Source organism: Cellulosimicrobium sp. CUA-896, assembly GCF_001942335.1.
GTDB lineage: Bacteria > Actinomycetota > Actinomycetes > Actinomycetales > Cellulomonadaceae > Cellulosimicrobium.
Window position 1 is genome coordinate 1 of the sequence record NZ_MKKH01000006.1, and the last position, 18,714, is coordinate 18,714.

Consider the following 18,714-nt stretch of genomic DNA (forward strand, 5'->3'; position numbering starts at 1 on the left):
GGGTGGCTCCCGGGCGGCTCGGGAGCGGGCGAGGACATGCCGCGAGTCTAGGGCGCAGCCCTGGGAGGAGCGCGGTATTTGGCCGTTTCCTCCGCGCGTCGGGGGTCGCGACGGCGCCCCCGGGCACCGTCGGCGGCGCGTGACGGCGCGCGCGGTGCGGTTCGCGACGTTCGTCCCGCTCTGCCGGGGGCGGGACCGCGCTCCCCACCCTGCTCCGACGCGCGAGTGTGACCCAGCCCTCCCTAGCATGAGAGCGCTCGTGGGACCGACGGCTCCCGCGAGCCCGACGCAGGGAGGTGGCATGACGGACGACCCGACGTCGCCCACGGCTCGGCACGGTGCGGACGGCCCCGCGCCGACCGGCCCCGAGCGCAGCGGCCCCGACCGGCCCGGCGCCGCGCGCCCGGGCCCGAGCACGGGCTCCGATCGCCCGGGCTCCGACCGGCCGGGCTCCGAGCGCCCGGGCGCCGCGCCGACCTCCGCCCCGGCGGAGGCCCAGGCGGAGGAGGAGGCGCACGAGCGCAACCCGTTCCGGCGGGTGTGGTGGCTGCCTGTGGTGCGCGGCGTCGTGCTGGTCGTGCTGGGCCTGCTGCTCATGATCGAGCCGCTCGAGCAGTTGGGGACGCTGCGCCTCGTCCTCGGTGCGTTCCTCGTGGCCGACGGCGTGCTGGTCGCCGTGCAGGGGTTCGTCCACCGGCGGCAGGTGGGGTCGGCGTGGTGGCTGGCGCAGGCGGGCGTGAACGTCGTGTTCGGCGTGGTGGTCGCGCTCTGGCCCGACCTCTCGCCCACCGCCCTGTACTACGTGCTCGCCGTGTGGGTGCTCGTGCTCGGCATCACGACGATCGCGGGCGCAGCGGCGCTCGCGCGCAACCGGGACCTGGGCTGGGCGTGGATGCTCGCGTTCGGCATCGTCTCGGTGCTCTTCGGCATCCTGCTCGTGACGCGTCCGCTCGACTCGTTCGACGTGCTGCGGCTCGTCGCGGTCGTCTTCGCCCCTACGCGTTCGTCGCAGGATCGATCCACGTGGTGTCGGGGTTCGCGGTGCGCGCGGTGGCGCGCGAGCTCGCGGACCTGCGCGCGCAGGCCGCGGAGGCGGGCGTGGTGGTGACGGGCGGGTCCGTCCTCGGGGCGGCGGCGGCCCGGCCCGACGTCGGTCCGCCGACGGCGCGGCCGTCGGCGGGACCGTCGGCGAGGCCCGGTATCCCCTCGCGCGACGACCGCTCCCCGCGGGACGGCTCGACGTCCGTCTAGGCCCCCGACGAGGGGGCGGAACAGTACACCGGGCAGCCCGGCCCTGCGGGCGTGTCTCGCGCCACGACGGTTGCCCGGGGCGGCGGGTTACGACCGGGTAACAGACGTGGCGGTATCGCCCGTTTTCTGTGCGTTCTGACACATGCTCGACACAGTGGCGTGCTAGAAATCACCGCACTTGGCCACCAGGCCGGGGTCCTGGTGCGTGCACCGTCGCACCACCTGCGTCTCGTACCCCGAGAACTCCGAGAAAGAGGTAGACCCATGACAGCGATGTCCAGGAAGCGGCTCCTCGCCGCGGCCGCCGGCATCACGGCGCTGACGCTCACCCTCACGGCGTGCGGCGGCGGGGACTCCGGCGACGACGCGACGGCGACGGCGGCTCGACCGGCGGCGGTTCGCTGACGATCGGCACGACCGACAAGGTCACGACGCTCGACCCGGCCGGCTCGTACGACAACGGGTCGTTCGCCGTGATGAACCAGGTGTTCCCGTTCCTCATGAACACCCCGTACGGCAGCCCCGACGTCGAGCCCGACATCGCGGAGTCGGCCGAGTTCACGGCGCCGACCGAGTACACGGTCACGCTCAAGCCGGGCCTGAAGTGGGCGAACGGCAACGACCTCACGTCGTCGGACGTGAAGTTCACGTTCGACCGCCAGATCGCGATCGCCGACCCCAACGGGCCGTCGTCGCTGCTGTACAACCTGGAGAGCGTCGAGGCGCCGGACGACACGACCGTCGTCTTCCACCTCAAGAGCGAGGACGACCAGGTCTTCCCGCAGATCCTGTCCAGCCCGGCGGGCCCGATCGTCGACGAGGACGTGTTCGCGGCCGACGCCCTGACGTCGGACCAGGAGATCGTCGACGGCAACGCGTTCGCGGGCCAGTACACGATCACGAACTACGACTTCAACAACCTCGTCACGTACGAGGCGTACGAGGGCTACGAGGGCCTGCTCGGCGCGGCGAAGACCGAGAAGGTCGCGGTCAAGTACTACGCCGACGCGTCGAACATGAAGCTCGAGATCCAGCAGGGCGACATCGACGTGGCGTGGCGCAGCCTGTCCGCGACGGACATCGAGGACCTGCGCGGCAACGACGACGTCAAGGTGCTCGACGGTCCCGGCGGCGAGATCCGCTACATCACCTTCAACTTCGACACGCAGCCGTACGGCGCCGCGACCCCCGAGGCCGACCCGGCCAAGGCGCTCGCCGTCCGCCAGGCCGCGGCGTCGCTCCTCGACCGCGAGGAGCTGTCGGAGCAGGTCTACAAGGGCACCTACACCCCGCTGTACTCCTACGTCCCGGCGGGCCTGACGGGCGCGATCGAGCCGCTCAAGGAGATGTACGGGGACGGCGCGGGCGCGCCCGACGCGGCCGCGGCGGAGCAGCTCCTCGCGGACGCGGGCGTCGAGACGCCGGTCACGCTCAAGCTCCAGTACTCGAACGACCACTACGGCCCCTCGTCGGCCGACGAGTACGCGCTCATCAAGGACCAGCTCGAGAAGGACGGCCTGTTCACGGTCGACCTGCAGACGACCGAGTGGGTCACGTACGCCGAGGAGCGCACCGCCGACGTCTTCCCGGCGTACCAGCTCGGCTGGTTCCCGGACTACTCCGACGCGGACAACTACCTCACGCCGTTCTTCCTCGAGGAGAACTTCCTGGTCAACCACTACGCCGACCAGGAGGTCAACGACCTCATCCTCGAGCAGGCCGTGACCGCGGACGCCGACGCGCGCACCGCGCTCATCGAGGAGATCCAGACGAAGGTCGCCGAGGACCTCTCGACGCTGCCGTACCTCCAGGGTGCGCAGGTCGCGGTGGTCGGTACCGACGTCGAGGGGGCCGAGGACACGCTCGACCCGTCCTTCAAGTTCCGCTACGCGGCCCTGTCCAAGGGCTGACGCGCCGCCCGGCCTCCCCGCGCACGCTGCGGGGAGGCCGGGCTGCGTCCGTGCCCGCGGACGCCCCAGGAACCCTGCGACGAAGAGACGACATGACCACCACCACCGCGGACCAGCAGGTCGGCGAGGACCGGGCGGCGACACCCCGCGCCGCCGGCCGCCGACGCCGATCGGGCGGCGGGCTCGGGAGCTACATCCTCGTGCGCGCGCTGCTCATCATCCCCACCGTCTTGATCCTCGTGACCACGGTCTTCGTGGTCATGCGCGCCACCGGCGACCCGATCACCGCCGCGCTCGGCGGACGCCTCACGCCCGACCAGCTCGCCGAGCGCATCGCCGAGGCCGGGTATGACCGCCCGGTCTTCGTGCAGTACCTCGAGTACCTCGGCGGGATCGTGCGCGGCGACTTTGGCACGACGATCAGCGACAACCGGCCCGTCGTCGAGGTCCTCGCGACGTACGGCAGCGCCACGCTCGAGCTCGCGCTGTACGCGCTGCTCGTCGCGTTCGTCGTCGGCATCCCGCTCGGCATGGTCGCCGGGTACTTCCGGGACCGCGTGCCCGACGCCGCGCTGCGCATCGGCGCGATCCTCGCCTATGCGACCCCCGTGTTCTTCGCGGGCCTGCTGCTCAAGCTGGTCTTCTCCGTCTGGCTGGGCTGGCTGCCCGTCTCGGGCCGCGCGTCGACGGACGCGGAGATCGAGATGCAGCTCCTCGACGACCCGACGGGCTTCTACCTCGTCGACGCGTTCCGCACCGGGGACCCCGAGGTGATCGGCGACGTGCTCGCCCACGCCGTGCTCCCCGCCGTCGCGCTCGGCCTGCTCACGGCCGGCGTGTTCCTGCGCCTCGTGCGCACCAACGTCATCGGCACGCTGTCGACGGACTACGTCGACGCGGCCCGCTCGCGGGGCGTGCGCGAGTCGCGGCTGGTCCGCACGCACGCGTGGCGCCCCGCGCTCATCCCGATCATCACCGTCATCGGCCTGCAGGTCGCGATGCTCCTCGCGGGTGCCGTCCTCACCGAGACGACGTTCGAGTGGAAGGGCCTCGGGTTCCAGCTCGCCGAGTACCTCCAGGCGCGCGATTTCGTCGCCGTGCAGGGGATCGTCGTGCTCATGGCCGTGATCGTCGCGGTGACGAACTTCCTCGTGGACGTCGTCGCCGCGCTCATCGACCCGAGGGTGAGGTACTGAGATGGTCGCCGAGACCAGCACCACCTCCGCCGGCGCCGGCCCCTCGACGGCCGCGGCGTCCGGCTCCGCGTCGGCCGGGCGCCGTCGCGGACCGCGCTGGAAGCGCCTGCCCGTCGTCCACCAGCTGCGCCAGAGCGTCGGCCTGCAGCGCGGCATGCTCGTGACGGGCCTCGTCATCACGGCGCTCTTCGCCCTCACGGCGGCGCTCGCGCCCGTGCTCGCCCCCTACGGGTACAGCCAGCTCCGCACGTCCGAGGCGCCTTCGGCGCGCAGCAGCCGCCGTCGGCCGAGCACCTGCTCGGGACCACCGTCGGCGGGTACGACGTGCTGTCGCGCGTCATCTGGGGGGCGCAGACGGCGATCCTCGTCATCGTCGTCGCGATCCTCGCCTCGATCGTCATCGGCGTGCTGCTCGGGCTCGTGTCCGGGTACTTCGGCGGCTGGGCGGACCGCCTGCTCGTCGTGGTCGCGGACGCGGTCTACGCGTTCCCGTCGCTGCTGCTCGCCATCCTCATGGCGATCGTCATCTCCGGCGGCCAGTCGAGCATGTGGGGCGGCATCCTCGCCGCCGCGCTGTCGATCACGGTCGTGTTCGTCCCGCAGTACTTCCGCGTGACGCGCGCCGAGGTCGTGCGCATCAAGGGCGAGGCGTTCGTCGACTCGGCGCGCGTGCTCGGCACGCCGCACCGGCGCATCATGGTGCGCCACGTGCTGCGCAACGCCACGCGCACGCTGCCGCTCATCGTGACGCTCAACGCGTCCGAGGCGATCCTCACGCTCGCCGGCCTGGGCTTCCTCGGCTTCGGCATCGAGCCGACGGCGGCCGCGGAGTGGGGCTACGACCTCAACAAGGCCGTGTCCGACGTGACGAGCGGCATCTGGTGGACCGCCCTGTTCCCGGGCCTCGCGATCGTGCTCGTCGTGCTCGGCATCACCCTCGTGGGCGAGAGCCTCAACGACCTCGCGGACCCGCGCCTGCGCTCGCGCCGCGCGTCGGCGGAGGTCTCGGGCGACGTGGCCGAGACGTCGGTCGTGCCGGGCGGCACGCTCACGGCGGGCCCGGCCGGCCTCGACGACCTCGAGGGCTGGGCAGCGCGCGACGACGAAGCAGGTCCGCCCACGAGCGGACCGTCGGACGAGACGGAGGAACGGCGATGAGTGCGCCGACCGAGACGACCACCTCGACCGCGGACGCCACGCGCCGCCCCGTCGTCACCATCCAGGACCTGGCGGTGTCGTTCGCGACCGACGCCGGGGCGGTGCGGGCGGTCGACGGCGTCGACCTCCAGGTGGCGCCCGGCGAGGTGCTCGCCGTCGTCGGCGAGTCCGGCTCGGGCAAGACCGTCACGGCGAAGACGATCCTCGGCCTGCTGCCGTCGACCGCGACGGCGCGCGGCGCCGTCGTGCTGTCGAACAAGGCGGGCACCGCGGAGCACGACGTCGTCGCGCTCGACGGCGAGCGGCTGCGGCAGGTGCGCGGCACCGACGTCGCGATGGTGTTCCAGGAGCCGTCCGCCGCGCTCAACCCGGTCTTCACCGTCGGGTGGCAGATCGTCGAGGGCCTGCGCGCGCACGCCAAGGTCTCGCGCCGCGAGGCGCGCCGGCGGGCCATCGACGTGCTGCGGCGCGTCGGCATCCCCGACCCGGAGACGCGCGTCGACCACTACCCGCACCAGTTCTCGGGCGGGCAGAAGCAGCGCATCGTCATCGCCATGGCGCTCGTGCTCGACCCGGGCCTCATCGTCGCGGACGAGCCGACGACGGCGCTCGACGTCACCGTCCAGGCCGAGATCCTCGACCTGCTGCGCCGCTGCCGCGACGAGTTCGGCACCGCGATCGTGCTCATCACGCACAACATGGGCGTCGTCGCCGACCTCGCCGACCGCGTCGCCGTGATGTACCAGGGCAAGGTCGTGGAGCAGGCGACGGCGCACGACCTGTTCGCGGCTCCGCAGGCCGACTACACGAAGCGGCTGCTCGCCGCCGTGCCGCGCATCGGCGAGGGCGTCGCCCGCGCCGAGGCCCGTGCGTCGGCCCGCGCTGCCGGCTGGGAGAGCGCGGAGCCGGTGGTCGAGGCGCAGGGCCTGACGATCACCTACCGGGCCGGCTGCGACGCCCGGGCTTCACCGCGGTCGACGACGTCTCGCTCACCATCCGCCCTGGCGAGGTGCTCGGGCTCGTGGGCGAGTCCGGCTCGGGCAAGACGACGATCGCGCGCGCCGTCGCGGGTCTGACCCCGGTCACCGACGGGTCGCTGCGCGTGCTCGGCGTCGAGATGAAGGGCGTGCGGCCCAAAGACCTGCAGCCGATGCGCCCGCGCATCGGGTTCGTGTTCCAGGACCCGGCGACGAGCTTCAACCCGCTGCTGACCATCGCGGACTGCGTCGCGGAGCCGCTCGTCGTGCACGGGCGCGCCGCCTCCCCGGAAGACGCGCGCGGCCGCGTCGACGAGTTGCTGGAGGCCGTGCAGCTCCCGCGCTCGTACGGCGACCGGTTCCCGCACGAGCTGTCCGGCGGGCAGCGCCAGCGCGCGTCGCTCGCCCGGGCGCTCGCGCTCGACCCGGAGCTGCTCGTCGCCGACGAGCCGACGTCCGCGCTCGACGTGTCCGTGCAGGCGCGCGTGCTCGAGCTGTTCGCCGAGCTCCAGCGCGAGCTCGGCTTCGCGAGCCTGTTCGTATCGCACGACCTCGCCGTCGTCGACCTGCTCTCCGACCGCATCGCCGTGCTGTACCGCGGGCGGCTCGTCGAGGAGGGCACGGGCGAGGAGGTGCTGGGCAACCCGCGCGAGGAGTACACGCGGCGTCTGCTCGCGTCGCTGCCCGTGCCCGACCCGGTCGCGCAGGCCGAGCGGCGAGAGGCCCTGCGCGAGCTCCGCGGCTGAACGCCCCCCGGCTTCGGCTAACCGCGGTCCGTCGCACCACGCGGGCGGTGTGACGGACCGGGCGACGGTCGGCGTCCATGCGGCGCGGCGGGTCCGCGGCGGGAGCCCCGTGCGGACCGCCGTGCCGCGGCGGCGATCGCCAGGGCGCCGACCGCGGCGGCGGCACGGACGGGTCCGGGACGATCCCGGGTCGCGGCAGTGGTCGCCAGTGCCCAGACCGGACCGGCGGCGAGGGGCAGGGCGCCCGTCCTCGTCCGCGCGACGGCGCCGGCGAGCGCTGCCGAGACGCCGAGAAGCCCGACGGTCGACGCGGTGACCGTCCGCGACGACGTCTTCCGCGCGCCGAGCAGGAGCGCGCCCGCCGCGACGTTCACGGCGCTCGCGACCGCGGTCCAGCCGAGGAGCAGCCCGGTGGCCGCCGCCGTGACGCGGGTGGCGGGCTCCGTCGGCGGCACGCCCTGGAGCCGGGAGTGCGCGCCGGCAGCGAACGCGGTGGCGACCGGCAGCAGGGCCGGGGTGAGCGCGAACCGGTCGGTCTGGGCTGCGACGGACCACGCGGTGTTCGTCGCGAACGCGCCGGCGAGGAGCCATCCGGTGCGGCGGCTGCTCGCGGCCGTTCGTCCCGCGGGCCGGACCTGGGCGACGGTCGCGGCCGCGCAGCCGGCGAAGATCGGGGCCCAGATCACGAACGCGTAGTCGGGCGGGGTGATCACGGTGTCGTAGCGGGCCGTCTGCTCACCCCCGCCGACCAGCGGGCCGAGCGTGGGGACCGTGACGAACGCCGTGCACGCGGAGCCCAGCGCCACGGAGCGGATCAGGTCGTGGTCGGCCATGGTCGTCCTCCTGCGGTGGGTCGGTCGGGCGTGACGGGCTGTCACGCTCTCCGTGGCACGTCGCACCAGCAGATCTCGCGAACGTACCAGCGGCCCGCGCGGGGCGCCGTCGGAGCGGTGCCGCTGCGGCTAGCCTCGGAGAGGCGGCGTGTCGAGCGGGCAGGGAGGTGCCGGGTGACCCGACGGTCGAGGGCTGCGTGCGGTCGGTCGATCGCCGTGCGGGCGTTGGTCGTCGTGGGCATGGCCGTCGGCATGGCCGGGTGCAGCGACGCCGGCACCTGTCGGTCTTCAACGAGGGCCCTGGCGCGGTGACGGTCCTGATCGGGGACGAAAAGCTCCAGATCGACGAGTCCGGCGGGACCGTCCTCCTCGACTACGGGTGCACGCCGGGCGACGTCACGGTGGAGCTGGAGGCGGGCGACGTCGTCGTGGTCGACGGTCCGGTGTGCCCGGACGAGGAGATCCTCATCCGCGACGGCGAGGTGACGCTGGAGCCCGCGGAGACGGGGCGTGGCCCTAGGCCGGCCGCGGCGCGTACATGATGACGGCGACGCCGACGAGGCAGATCAACGCGCCCGTGACGTCCCACCGGTCGGGCCGGAACCCGTCGACGACCATGCCCCAGACGAGCGACCCGGCGACGAACACCCCGCCGTACGCGGCGAGGATGCGCCCGAAGTTCGCGTCCGGCTGGAGCGTCGCGAAGAAGCCGTAGAGGCCGAGCGCGACGACGCCCGCGCCGATCCAGATCCAGCCCCGGTGCTCACGGACCCCCTGCCACACGAGCCACGCGCCGCCGATCTCGAACAGCGCGGCGGCGGCGAACAGCAGGATCGAGCGGGTCAGGGTCATGGGTCGGTCCTCACGTGGTCGGCGGCGGCTCGCTCGGCCCGAGACTACGGGCTGGCGGCGTCCGACCCCGGTGACGTCCCGCTGACCTTCCGGGCCGGCCGATCTGCGTCAGGAGTCGGCAGCGGAAACCGTGAGCGTCACTGTTCGGCGTTGTCCGGCGTCGCTCGCGGTCGACGCCGGCGCGACGGTCACCGAGAAGGCGTCGTCCGGCAGGTTCGAGACGGTCACGGTGCTCGCACTGGGGCCGTAGTCCTCGGTGCACGGGACGTCTCCCCACACGTCGGGGCTCACGTCGATGCGCAGGGACGCGGGCGTGGGCGGGAGCATCGCCGTCGTCGACCAGAACACCTCGACCGGGAGAGCCGGGCACGAGCCGCTGCCCCACGTGACGACGACGAGCTCGTCCGGTTGCTCGCCCCGGACGACCGCGGCAGGGGGCTCGCTGAGCACGCCGGGGAGGGGAGCTCTCCACGTGTCGGCGACCGTGCCCGTCGGCTCGGCCGGGGCGGGGCTCTCCGTGGGGGATGCGCAGCCGCCGGCGACGCCGCACCACGCCGCGACGACGAGCCCGGTCACCGCGCGACGTGTCCAGGTGGTCATGACCGGACCATGTCGTCGCCGGACCAGATCTTTCACACGTCGGCGTCGCGGAGGAGGTCGCGCCGCACCGCCCGCGCGTCGAGGCGGGCTCCCGCCGCGAGCAGGGTAGCCGCAGCCACGCCCAGGATGACGCCGGTGAGAAGGGCCTCGTGCGCGAGGGCCATGCGCTCGTACACCCACACGGCGAAGTCGGCGTCCTCGCTCCCGAGCGACCGCGCGAGCTGCTCCGTCACGTACCAGCGGTTCGCCCACGCGATCAGCTGCCCGGCGCTCAGCAGACCCAGCACCAGAGCGACCGCTCGACAGCACCGGGCCAGGCCGGAGAGTCGTCCGCTCCGTCGGTCGGCGATGGTCATGGGCGGATCGCGGGTCATGGGCGGATCGTGCCAGACGCTCAGCCCGGCGGCGTCGTCGACCCGGCCGTGCAGGGCCGCGGGCGAAGAACGGGCGGTCCCAGGCGTAGGTTCAGGGGAAGGGCGGAACCCGAGCGATCGTCGCCACCCCGTCACCGCTCCGTCCGCGGGGTCGTGGCGGGCACCGGGACCGCCGACCTGGAGGACGTGATGGCGCTCGCCACCTATCTGAACGACCACGCGACGGGTGCCGCGGGCGCGCTGGGCGAGGGCGTCGAGGTGTCCATCATCGTGCGGGACCACGGCGTCACGCTGCTCGCCGGCAGCAGTTCACCGGCAGCCGGGCGCTGCGACCAGGTGGAGGCGCGCGCCGAGGACGGGCCGTGCATCGAGGCGATGACCCACCGGAAGGTCCAGGTCGTGTCGAGCGTGCCGCGGGAGCGGCGATGGCGGGAGTGGCGGGACGCCACCGTGCGCGAGGGGTTCCACCGGACGGTGGCGGTGCCCGCGAAGGTGGGCCCGGGGACGATGGTCGCGCTCGACGTCTACTCCCGCGCGGACGCCGAGTGGAACCCCGGGCTCCTGCGCACGGCGCGGGCGATGGCCGACCTGGTCGCGACGGACGTGCGACTCCATCTGCGCTTCGCCGACGTGGAGGACGCGGCGGCGGGCATGTACCGCAGGATGTCCGACGACACGGCGGTCGAGCGTGCCGTGGGCACGATCATGGAGGCCAACGCCTGCACGCCCGAAGCGGCCCGGCAGACGATCACGGAGCTGCGCGGCGCCGGGGCGTGAGTCCTCGGGCGATCGCCGAGTCGGTCCTTCGGGCGATCGCCGTCGGGGACGGCCGGGCGACGCGGGTGGGCGACACAGGTCGGACGGGCGCTGGCACGGACAGCGATTTGCCGAATCGTTGACCGTCTGATGTCCTGCGTGAGCATCGGACACGACGACGGGATGACGAATGCAGCGGCGTCTCGGCCAGGCTCGCCCTCTGACGGCACGACTCGCCCCGGCGATCGCGGTCCTCGCGCTGGGCGCTCTTGCGGCGTGCAGCGGCGGGGGTCCGGGGTGCGCTCCGTCGGACGTGTTCGAGACCGAGGCCGGGCCGGAGGACGCGATCGACACCTCGGCCGAGGCGGCCGACGAGTTCGGAGAGGCACGCCTGCTGCACGAGGAGGGTGCGTTCGCGTTCTTCCTCGTCGAGCAGCCGGAGACGCGAGGTCAGGTCTGCGTGTGGGTCGAGCAGGATGCGGCCTTCTTGTCGAGCGGGTGCAGCTCGCAGACCGTGGATCTGTGGGCGGGTCTCGACGGCGGCGGCGTCGGCGTCGGTGTCGTGTACGACGTGAAGGGCGACGTCGAGCGTCGGGCACCAGGCTCCTACCGCGTCGTCGACCCCTGCCTGGCCGTCAACACCTGATGCTCACAGCGCTGCACCCGGCGCGGTCCGCCGTCGTCACGCCAGCCCGAGCGACTGCTTCCACTCCAGCCGCAGGAGCGCGTACCCGACGAACGCGACGACGTCGAGCAGCGTGTGCGCGATGACGAGCGGCATGACGCGGTGCCGCCCCCAGCGGGACGTGTACCACCAGGAGAAGACGACGCCCATGACGACGTTGCCGATGAACGGCCCGATGCCCTGGTACAGGTGGTAGGCGCCGCGCAGCAGCGAGCTCCAGACCACGAACTGCACGCGCCCCCAGCCGAGGTCGCGCGTGCGTTCGTACAGATAGCCGACGGCGATGACCTCCTCGAGCAGCCCGTTCTGCAGCGCGGAGAGGATGAGGACGGGGACGGTCCACCACGCGGCGTTGAGGGCGGACGCCTGCACCTCGACGGTGATGCCGAGCGCGCGTCCCAGCAGGTAGAACGCCAGCCCGGGGATGCCGATCGCCGCGGCCAGCGCGAACCCCCAGCCGACGTCGCGGACGGGCTGGGCGCCGTCGAGACCGATGGCCCGCACGGCAGACCGGCCGCGCGCGCTGAGCAGGTAGAGCGCGAGCGCGACGGGCAGCACGGCGAAGACGATCCCGACGAGCTGGTACGTCAGGTCGAGGTACGGGCGCGCCGACTGGCTGACGTTGAGGCTGGCCGACTGGTCGCGCAGCGCCGTCCCGGCCGTGAGCCGCGCGACGATGTTGATGAGCGCGTACACCGCCGACTGGCCGAGGCTCAGGCCGAGGACGATCCAGATCTCGGCGGTGGTGCGGCGTCGCGCGGACCGGTCCGGCCGTGGCGCGGGGGCGTCGGGCGGCACGGGCGACGCGACGGTGGACGCGGCGGCGTCGGCGGGCTGGTGGGGCACCGTCCGGTTATAGCACCGCCGCCGGGACGCGGCCTCGACGTCGGCTGAGAGCCCGCCGGACGCCGATCACGTCCCTGGTCGCCGTCGAGCACGATGTCGGTGCCGCCAGGAGCCGCAATACGGCAGCAACGTCGTGCTCGGCGGCGGGGCGGGTCACGGCTCGCGCGGCGGGCGGCCCGGACGGCGCACGGGCGCCACGTCGCGCGGCAGCCGCCCGGCGTCCGAGAGTGCCCGGCGCAGCAACATCTCGACCTGTGCGTTGACGCTGCGCAGGTCGTCGCCGGCCCACCGGGCGAGCGCGTCGTGCACCGCGGGGTCGAGCCGCAGCAGCACCGACTTGCGCTGCGCCTTCCGCGGCCGGGCCGTTCGCTCCTCCTCCCCGACGGTTCCGCCGTCGCCGTCGGCCCCGGGCGCGCCGGTGCCCGACGACGGCCGCTCGCCGTCGCCGGGCAGGTCCGGGTCCGCAGAGGTCACTGGTAGAGCGACCCCGCGTTGACGACGGGCGTCGCGCGGCTCTCGCCGCACAGCACGACCAGCAGGTTGGACACCATCGTGGCGCGGCGCTCGTCGTCGAGCACGACGACGTCGTCCCGCTCGAGCCGCGCGAGCGCGTCCTCGACCATCGACACCGCACCCTCGACGATGCGCGAGCGGGCCGCGATGATCGCGCCCGCCTGCTGGCGCTGGAGCATCGCCTGCGCGATCTCGGGCGCGTAGGCGAGGTTGGAGATGCGCGCCTCGATGACCTCGACGCCCGCGACGACGACGCGCTCGGCGACCTCCGCCGCGATCTCGGCGGAGACGACCTCCGTCGCGCCGCGCAGCGACTCCTCGCCGGCGTCGGCGTCGTCGTACGGGTGGGACATCGCGACGTGGCGCAGCGCGGACTCGGCCTGCACCACGACGAAGTCGTCGTAGTCCTCGACGGCGAAGCTGGCCTTCGCGGTGTCGGCGACCTGCCACACGACGATCGCCGCGATGTTGATGGGGTTGCCGTCGGCGTCGTTGACCTTGAGCTCGCTCGTCTCGAAGTTGCGCACGCGCACGGACACGCGGCGGCGCGTGGTGAGCGGCACCGTCAGCACGAGGCCGGTGCGACGGATGGTGCCGAGGTACCGGCCGAAGAGCTGCACGACGAGCGTCTGGCCCGGGCTCACGACCGAGATGCCGGTGAAGAGCCCGATCCCCACCACGAGGCACACGACCGCGGCCACGGCGGACGCCGGCGTCGCGACGGCGAACAGCACGATGCCGAGACCGGCGAGCGCGAAGGCGAGGACGAGCGCGACGATCGCGCCGCCGGCGCGAGCGACCACGCGGGACGCTCGGTGACGTCCACGCGGGTGCCCGCGTGGCCGACGGGCCGCCCGGTCGGTTCGCCGCCGACGGACTCCTGCGGTGGGGTGACGGTCTCGGTCATGGTCGCAGTCCTTCCTGCGGCCGCGCCGGCCGCCGATCATGTGGATAGCAAAGTGATATCACATTAATCGGCGGAGCGGCGGGCGTACAGACGGACGAACGGGGCCGCCGTCGTGCCGTGCACGACCGTGCTCGCGGCCACGGCCAGCATCCCGATCGCGAAGACCCGCGGGTCGTCCACGCCCTCGTCGCGCGCGTGCGCGAGGTAGAACACCGCGGAGACGCCCATCGGGCCGAACCATCCGGCGAAGGCCGCGTCGCGCCACCGCATGCCCAGCGGCACGCGCGACGCGAGGACGGCCGGGAGCCGCCGCAGGAGGAGCACGCCGACGACCACGAGCACGACCCCAGGGCCCATCCGCGCCCACTCCGACCAGGGGAGCGCTGCGCCCACCAGGGCGAAGAACGGCACGACCGCGTACCGGTTGACCGCCTCGTCGACGGTGTCCTGGCGCGAGCGGGTCGAGGCGCCGGTGCGCGCGCCGTAGGCGATGCCGGCGACGAAGACCGCGAGCACGCCGTCGGTCTGCGCGAGGCGTGCGACGCCGAGGGTCGCGACGGCGAGGAGCAGCGTCAGCACGAGCGCCGGGCCGTCGTCGAGGTCCCGGTGGCGGGTCGCCGCGCGGCGGCCCGCCGCGACGGCGAGCCCGAGGGCGGCGCCGATCGCGACGGCGCCACCGACCTCCCACAGCAGGCGCACGAGCTCGTGGGCGACGTCCCGCGACGGCAGGGCGAACGAGACGGCGATCGCGACGAGCGGCAGCGCGAGCCCGTCGTTCGCGCCGCTCTCGGCCGTGAGCACCGCGCGCAGCCGCTGCGGGAGCGACCGCTGGGCCACGTCGCCCGTCACGACGGAGGCGGCGAGCACGGGGTCGGTGGGGCTCAGGCACGCCCCCACGACCGCGGCGAGCGCGAGGGGGAGGCCGAGCGTCAGCGCCAGCGCGCCGGACACGACCGCGGCGACGGGCATGACGACGACGAGCAGCCAGAGGACCGGGCGCCAGATCGCCCGCAGCGTCGTCGCGGGGAAGCGCAGCGCCGCGGCCATGACGGAGCCGGCGAGCAGGAGGCGCGAGACCTCGAGCAGGAGGGTGTCCCGCTGCTCGGCGTCCCAGCCGAGCGCGCCCGAGCCGCCGAAGCAGCCCCGTCTGCGCGAGCGCGACGCCGAGCAGGAGCGCCACGAGAGGCTCGGTGACCGGCAGGCTGCGCAGCCGTCGGCTCCACAGGGCGAGCCCCACGCTCGCGACCCCGAGCACGGCGTACACCCAGGCCAGTCCCACCTCGTCTCCTTCCTCGCCGGAGCCCGTCCGGCGTGCGTCCGACGCTAGGACGCGCGCGCCCGCCTCGCATGCTTGCCAGACCGGGGTCCGGCGGGCCATGATGGAAGCACTTTGCAGCGCAAACCACTTTGACGCCGGAGGCGTGCATGACCGACGACCGACCGCACGACGCTCCCCTCGACCCGGCGGAGTCGCTGCGGCTCATCCGCGCTCAGCAGGAGCGCGCGCGCTCGGCGACCGAGCCGGACGGTCGCCTGCTCTACCTCGCGTGGGGCGTCGCCTGGCTCGTCGGCTACCTCAGCCTGTGGACGAGCGCCCGCCAGGGGGCCGACGGGCAGCCCGCGTCGTGGGCGTTCGCCGTGTTCGGCGGGGCCATCGTCTCCGCGGTGGCGTTCACCATCGTCCACAGCGTGAGCCGCACGGCCGGCACCCGTGGCGTCAGCGCCCGCACCGGGATGCTCTACGGCTGGTCCTGGATGCTCGGCTTCGTCGCCCTCGCCGCCGTCCTCGGCGGCCTCGCGCGGGCCGGGGCGTCCGAGGAGGTCATGTCGCTCGCCAGCAACGCGCTCGCGTGCGTCGTCGTCGGGCTGCTCTACCTCGGCGGCGCGGCCGCCTTCCAGGACACGCGCCTGTTCGTGCTCGGCGTGTGGATCCTCCTCGTGGCGGCCGTCGCCACCTTCGCGGGACTGCCCCTGACGTACCTGGTCATGGCGCTCCTCGGCGGGGGCGGCTTCCTCGTCATGGCGGGTACCGAGCATCTGCTGCGCGTCCGACGACGACGTCTCGCCGCCGACGCCGGGCCTACCGGCCGGGGCGCGACGACGGAGGTGGCCGATGCCTGACGGCGGGCTCGACCCCGTGATCCACGCCCCGGCACGGCTCCGGGTGGTCGCGACCCTCGCCGCGCTCGGACCCGGGGACGAGCTGTCGTTCCCCAAGCTCCAGAAGCTGCTCGACATGACTGCGGGCAACCTCTCGACCCACCTGCGCAAGCTCGAGGACGCCGGCTACGTCCACGTCACCAAGACGCACGAGGGCCGTACCCCCGCCACCTACCTCCGCCTCACCGGTGCCGGCCGCGCCGCGTTCGAGGCGTACACGACCGCACTGACCACCCTCCTGAGAGGAACCGCATCATGACCGCACCACCCACGTCGCCGCCCCCGGCCGCGCGGGCCGCACGGACGACGCCCGACGCCGCCGCCCCGCTCGTGGCGGCGCAGGGCGTGACCAAGCGCTTCGGCACGGTGGTCGCGCTCGACGACGTCTCGCTGACCGTCGGCACCGGCGAGCTCGTCGGACTCCTCGGCCCGAACGGCGCCGGCAAGTCGACCCTGCTGTCGCTCGTGAGCGGCCAACGGCGCCCGGACGAGGGAGCCGTCCGCCTGTTCGGCGGCGACCCCCGCGACGCCCGCAGCCGGCTTGGTCTCGGCATCACGCCGCAGGAGACGGGCCCGCCCGCGACGCTCAAGGTGCGCGAGGTCGTCGACTTCGTCGGCGGGCACTACCCGGACCCGGTCCCGACCGCCGCGCTCCTCGACCAGTTCGGCCTCACCGAGCTCGCCGGGCGCCAGGCCGGCGCGATGTCCGGCGGGCAGAAGCGTCGCCTCGCCGTCGCCCTGTCGCTCGTGGGGCGCCCGCGCGTCGTCCTGCTCGACGAGCCCACGACCGGCCTCGACGTCGGGGCCCGCCAGGCGCTGTGGGACGCGATCCGCGCCTACCACGCGGACGGCGGGACGGTCCTGCTCACGAGCCACTACCTCGAGGAGGTGCAGGCGCTCGCGCAGCGGGTCGTCGTCATCGACCAGGGCGTCGTCAAGGCGGATGACGCGCTCGACGCGATCCTGCGCCGCGTCTCGCTGCGCCGGGTCGCGGTGCGGTCGGCCACCGACCTCGCGAGCCGCCCCGGCGTCGTGCGGGCCGAGGCGCTCGCCGACGGCCGCCAGGAGCTGTACACGCCCGGCGCCGACGCGTTCGTCCGCGACCTCGTCACCTCGGGCACCGACTTCAGCGACCTCGAGATCCGTGGCGCCAGCTCGAGGAGGCGTTCGAGGAGATGGTCGCCCGCGACGTGGAGGGAGCACGATGAGCACCACGACCAGCACCACCGCCGGCACCACCGCCGGCACCGCGACGCACGCCCCGCCCGGCCCGTGCGGCTGACCTGGCTGCACCTGAGGTACCAGTTCCTCGAGACCGTGCGCGTACCGATCGCCGTCCTGGGCAACCTGCTGTTCCCCGCGCTCGCGATGTTCTTCTTCGTCGTGCCGCAGCCCGCGGTCGCGCAGGACCCCGTCGCGGCAACCACCGCCGTCGCCTCCCTCGGCCTGTTCGCCGTCTGCTCGGCGAGCCTGTTCACCTACGGGCTCGGGGTCGCGGAGGACCGTCAGCTCCCGTTCGACCCGTTCCTGCGGTCGCTGCCCGCGGGCCCCGCCCCACGGATGATCGCGCGCGTCCTCAACGGCGGCATCTTCGCGCTCTTCGGCCTCGTGCCGCTCATCCTCATCGGGTGGCTCTTCACCGACGCGTCCGTCACGGCGACCGAGCTCGTCGCGGGCGTGGGCACGATCCTGCTCGTGTCGGTCCCGTTCGTGCTGCTCGGCATGGCGGTCGGGTACTCGCTGTCCGCCAAGGCCGCGCTGCCCGTCGTGCAGGTCATCCTCTTCCCGCTCGCGTCGCGGGCGGTCTGTTCCTCCCGCCGCTGCTGTTCCCCGACTGGCTCGACGGCATCTCCCAGGCGACGCCGACGCGTGGCGGTCGGGACCTGCTCGTCCAGAGCCTCACGGGGGACGCGGCGAACCCGTGGGCGTGGCCGGTGCTCCTCGGCTGGACGCTGCTGTTCGCCGTCCTCGCCGTCGCCGCCTACCGGCGCGACGAGGGCCGACGGTTCCGCTGACGCGCCCGTCGCGGCGGCGCCCCGGCCCCGGGGCGCCGCCGCGACGCCTCCTCAGATCGTCGCGACCGAGCCGCCGTCGACCCGGTAGTTGGACCCGTTCACGTAGCTCGCCCGCGCCGAGCACAGGAACGCGATCGCCGCCGCGACCTCCTCGGCCTTCCCGCGCCGGTCGGTGACGATGCCGGGACGTTCCTCGGCGAGGAAGCTGCGGACGGCCTCGTCGCGGTCGACCCCGAGCTCGCGGGCACGGGCGTCCATCATCTCGTCGGTCATGGGCGTCGCGACGAACGCCGGCGACACGGCGTTGACCAGCACGCCCTCGCGCCCGTACGTCTTCGACAGCCCCTTCGCGAGCGACAGGATCCCGGCCTTCGAGGCGCTGTACGGCAGCTCGTCGACGTAGGGCTGGACGCCGTCCTCGGACGACACGAGCACGATGCGCCCCCACCCGGCCGCGCGCATGCCGGGCAGCAGCGCGCGCACGACGCGGACCGCGGCGAGCAGGTCGACCTGCAACGTCTCGAGCCAGCCCTCGTCGTCGATCTCGTGGAACAGGCCCTGCGCGCCGTGCACGCCGGCGCAGTGCACGAGCACGTGCGCCCCGCCGAACGTCTGCTCGACGACGCGTGCCAGCTCCTCGACGTCCTGCGCCGAGCGCAGGTCCGCCCCGCACGTCGCCCACGTGCCCTCGGGTGCGTCGAGCGACTCGGCGGCGCGCCGCACCGACGTCGCGTCCTCGTCCGTCAGGACGACGCGCGCGCCCTCGCGCAGCAGCTCGCGCGCCGTCGCGAGGCCGATGCCCGAGTCCGCCCCGGTGACGACGGCGACGCGTCCTTCGATGCCCAGGTCCACGAGTGCTCCCTTCCGTTCCCGCGCCGGCGAGGTCCGACGGCGCGCCGGTGCACGCGCGCGCCCGGCAGGGGGAGTGAGCCGGG

General features: G+C 73.8%; 16 protein-coding genes and 4 pseudogenes. 11 read left to right on the plus strand and 9 right to left on the minus strand.

Features of this window, described 5'->3' with window-relative positions; genetic code table 11:
* Positions 1-301 precede the first annotated feature (301 nt).
* From BJF88_RS02365 to BJF88_RS02390, 5 genes and pseudogenes are all read left to right on the plus strand, one after another.
* Positions 302-1,108, plus strand: coding sequence for an HdeD family acid-resistance protein (locus BJF88_RS02365; protein WP_075827620.1), 807 nt, complete (start codon positions 302-304; stop codon positions 1,106-1,108).
* Positions 1,109-1,515: 407 nt separating this feature from the next.
* Positions 1,516-3,161 (plus strand): annotated as a pseudogene (locus BJF88_RS02375) (ABC transporter substrate-binding protein).
* Positions 3,162-3,253: 92 nt separating this feature from the next.
* Complete coding sequence (locus tag BJF88_RS02380; RefSeq protein WP_075827622.1) at positions 3,254-4,357, plus strand: ABC transporter permease; 1,104 nt, start codon at positions 3,254-3,256, stop codon at positions 4,355-4,357.
* A gap of 154 nt (positions 4,358-4,511) precedes the next feature.
* Positions 4,512-5,515 (plus strand): annotated as a pseudogene (locus BJF88_RS02385) (ABC transporter permease).
* Positions 5,512-7,238, plus strand: a pseudogene (locus tag BJF88_RS02390) (dipeptide ABC transporter ATP-binding protein). Before BJF88_RS02385 ends, BJF88_RS02390 begins: the two co-directional pseudogenes overlap by 4 nt.
* 17 nt (positions 7,239-7,255) lie before the next feature.
* Here BJF88_RS02390 and BJF88_RS02395 read toward each other — a convergent pair.
* Positions 7,256-8,071 (minus strand): hypothetical protein, encoded by an 816-nt coding sequence (locus BJF88_RS02395; protein WP_075827623.1) that lies wholly within the window; start codon positions 8,069-8,071, stop codon positions 7,256-7,258.
* A gap of 308 nt (positions 8,072-8,379) precedes the next feature.
* On the opposite strand from BJF88_RS02395, the gene BJF88_RS02400 reads away from it, so the two are divergent.
* Positions 8,380-8,613 carry a hypothetical protein gene (locus BJF88_RS02400; protein WP_139315871.1) on the plus strand — a complete coding sequence of 78 codons (234 nt, stop codon included), beginning with the start codon at positions 8,380-8,382 and terminating at the stop codon, positions 8,611-8,613.
* Here BJF88_RS02400 and BJF88_RS02405 read toward each other — a convergent pair.
* The 3 genes from BJF88_RS02405 to BJF88_RS02415 all read right to left on the minus strand — a co-directional run bounded on the left by BJF88_RS02405 (position 8,588) and on the right by BJF88_RS02415 (position 9,879).
* Complete coding sequence (locus BJF88_RS02405) at positions 8,588-8,923, minus strand: YnfA family protein (RefSeq protein WP_075827625.1); 336 nt, start codon at positions 8,921-8,923, stop codon at positions 8,588-8,590. The two genes, BJF88_RS02400 and BJF88_RS02405, sit on opposite strands and share 26 nt — an antisense overlap.
* Positions 8,924-9,031: 108 nt before the next feature.
* Positions 9,032-9,523 carry a hypothetical protein gene (locus BJF88_RS02410; protein WP_075827626.1) on the minus strand — a complete coding sequence of 164 codons (492 nt, stop codon included), beginning with the start codon at positions 9,521-9,523 and terminating at the stop codon, positions 9,032-9,034.
* A gap of 32 nt (positions 9,524-9,555) precedes the next feature.
* Positions 9,556-9,879, minus strand: coding sequence for a hypothetical protein (locus tag BJF88_RS02415; RefSeq protein ID WP_139315872.1), 324 nt, complete (start codon positions 9,877-9,879; stop codon positions 9,556-9,558).
* 171 nt (positions 9,880-10,050) lie between these two features.
* Here BJF88_RS02415 and BJF88_RS02420 point away from each other — a divergent pair, with 171 nt between their 5' ends.
* Complete coding sequence (locus BJF88_RS02420) at positions 10,051-10,674, plus strand: GAF domain-containing protein (protein ID WP_075827628.1); 624 nt, start codon at positions 10,051-10,053, stop codon at positions 10,672-10,674.
* A gap of 292 nt (positions 10,675-10,966) precedes the next feature.
* Positions 10,967-11,299 carry a hypothetical protein gene (locus BJF88_RS02425; protein WP_139315873.1) on the plus strand — a complete coding sequence of 111 codons (333 nt, stop codon included), beginning with the start codon at positions 10,967-10,969 and terminating at the stop codon, positions 11,297-11,299.
* Between the two features lie 36 nt (positions 11,300-11,335).
* Here the strand turns inward: BJF88_RS02425 and BJF88_RS02430 are convergent, their stop codons facing one another.
* The 4 genes and pseudogenes from BJF88_RS02430 to BJF88_RS02445 all read right to left on the minus strand — a co-directional run.
* Positions 11,336-12,136 (minus strand): CPBP family intramembrane glutamic endopeptidase, encoded by an 801-nt coding sequence (locus BJF88_RS02430; protein WP_075827666.1) that lies wholly within the window; start codon positions 12,134-12,136, stop codon positions 11,336-11,338.
* Positions 12,137-12,337: 201 nt separating this feature from the next.
* Entirely contained in the window at positions 12,338-12,658 is a 321-nt protein-coding gene (locus tag BJF88_RS20975) for a toxin-antitoxin system HicB family antitoxin (RefSeq protein ID WP_255371686.1), read from the minus strand.
* Positions 12,655-13,500 (minus strand): SPFH domain-containing protein, encoded by an 846-nt coding sequence (locus tag BJF88_RS02440; RefSeq protein WP_369824444.1) that lies wholly within the window; start codon positions 13,498-13,500, stop codon positions 12,655-12,657. The genes BJF88_RS20975 and BJF88_RS02440 overlap by 4 nt, the downstream gene beginning before the upstream one ends.
* 167 nt (positions 13,501-13,667) lie before the next feature.
* Positions 13,668-14,732, minus strand: a pseudogene (locus BJF88_RS02445) (cation:proton antiporter); the annotation flags it as partial.
* A 297-nt stretch (positions 14,733-15,029) separates the two neighbouring features.
* Between BJF88_RS02445 and BJF88_RS02450 the strand changes: the two are divergent.
* The 3 genes from BJF88_RS02450 to BJF88_RS22905 are packed head-to-tail and all read left to right on the plus strand — an operon-like array spanning position 15,030 to position 17,867.
* Entirely contained in the window at positions 15,030-15,725 is a 696-nt protein-coding gene (locus tag BJF88_RS02450; protein WP_075827630.1) for a hypothetical protein, read from the plus strand.
* Entirely contained in the window at positions 15,718-16,023 is a 306-nt protein-coding gene (locus BJF88_RS02455; RefSeq protein ID WP_075827631.1) for a transcriptional regulator, read from the plus strand. The genes BJF88_RS02450 and BJF88_RS02455 overlap by 8 nt, the downstream gene beginning before the upstream one ends.
* Positions 16,020-17,867, plus strand: a complete 1,848-nt coding sequence (locus tag BJF88_RS22905; protein WP_369824445.1) for an ATP-binding cassette domain-containing protein — start codon at positions 16,020-16,022, stop codon at positions 17,865-17,867. Before BJF88_RS02455 ends, BJF88_RS22905 begins: the two co-directional genes overlap by 4 nt.
* Here BJF88_RS22905 and BJF88_RS02470 read toward each other — a convergent pair.
* On the minus strand, positions 17,831-18,631 hold the full coding sequence (locus BJF88_RS02470) for an SDR family NAD(P)-dependent oxidoreductase (protein WP_075827632.1): 801 nt from the start codon (positions 18,629-18,631) through the stop codon (positions 17,831-17,833). The genes BJF88_RS22905 and BJF88_RS02470 overlap by 37 nt on opposite strands.
* Positions 18,632-18,714: the final 83 nt, after the last annotated feature.

Bases quoted from the DNA above. Each gene is read 5' to 3' on its own strand.
- BJF88_RS02365 (WP_075827620.1), top strand. From the start codon at position 302: ATGACGGACGACCCGACGTCGCCCACGGCTCGGCACGGTGCGGACGGC.
- BJF88_RS02380 (WP_075827622.1), top strand. From the start codon at position 3,254: ATGACCACCACCACCGCGGACCAGCAGGTCGGCGAGGACCGGGCGGCG.
- BJF88_RS02395 (WP_075827623.1), bottom strand. From the start codon at position 8,071: ATGGCCGACCACGACCTGATCCGCTCCGTGGCGCTGGGCTCCGCGTGC.
- BJF88_RS02405 (WP_075827625.1), bottom strand. From the start codon at position 8,923: ATGACCCTGACCCGCTCGATCCTGCTGTTCGCCGCCGCCGCGCTGTTC.
- BJF88_RS02410 (WP_075827626.1), bottom strand. From the start codon at position 9,523: ATGACCACCTGGACACGTCGCGCGGTGACCGGGCTCGTCGTCGCGGCG.
- BJF88_RS02415 (WP_139315872.1), bottom strand. From the start codon at position 9,879: ATGACCATCGCCGACCGACGGAGCGGACGACTCTCCGGCCTGGCCCGG.
- BJF88_RS02450 (WP_075827630.1), top strand. From the start codon at position 15,030: ATGACCGACGACCGACCGCACGACGCTCCCCTCGACCCGGCGGAGTCG.
- BJF88_RS02455 (WP_075827631.1), top strand. From the start codon at position 15,718: ATGCCTGACGGCGGGCTCGACCCCGTGATCCACGCCCCGGCACGGCTC.
- BJF88_RS22905 (WP_369824445.1), top strand. From the start codon at position 16,020: ATGACCGCACCACCCACGTCGCCGCCCCCGGCCGCGCGGGCCGCACGG.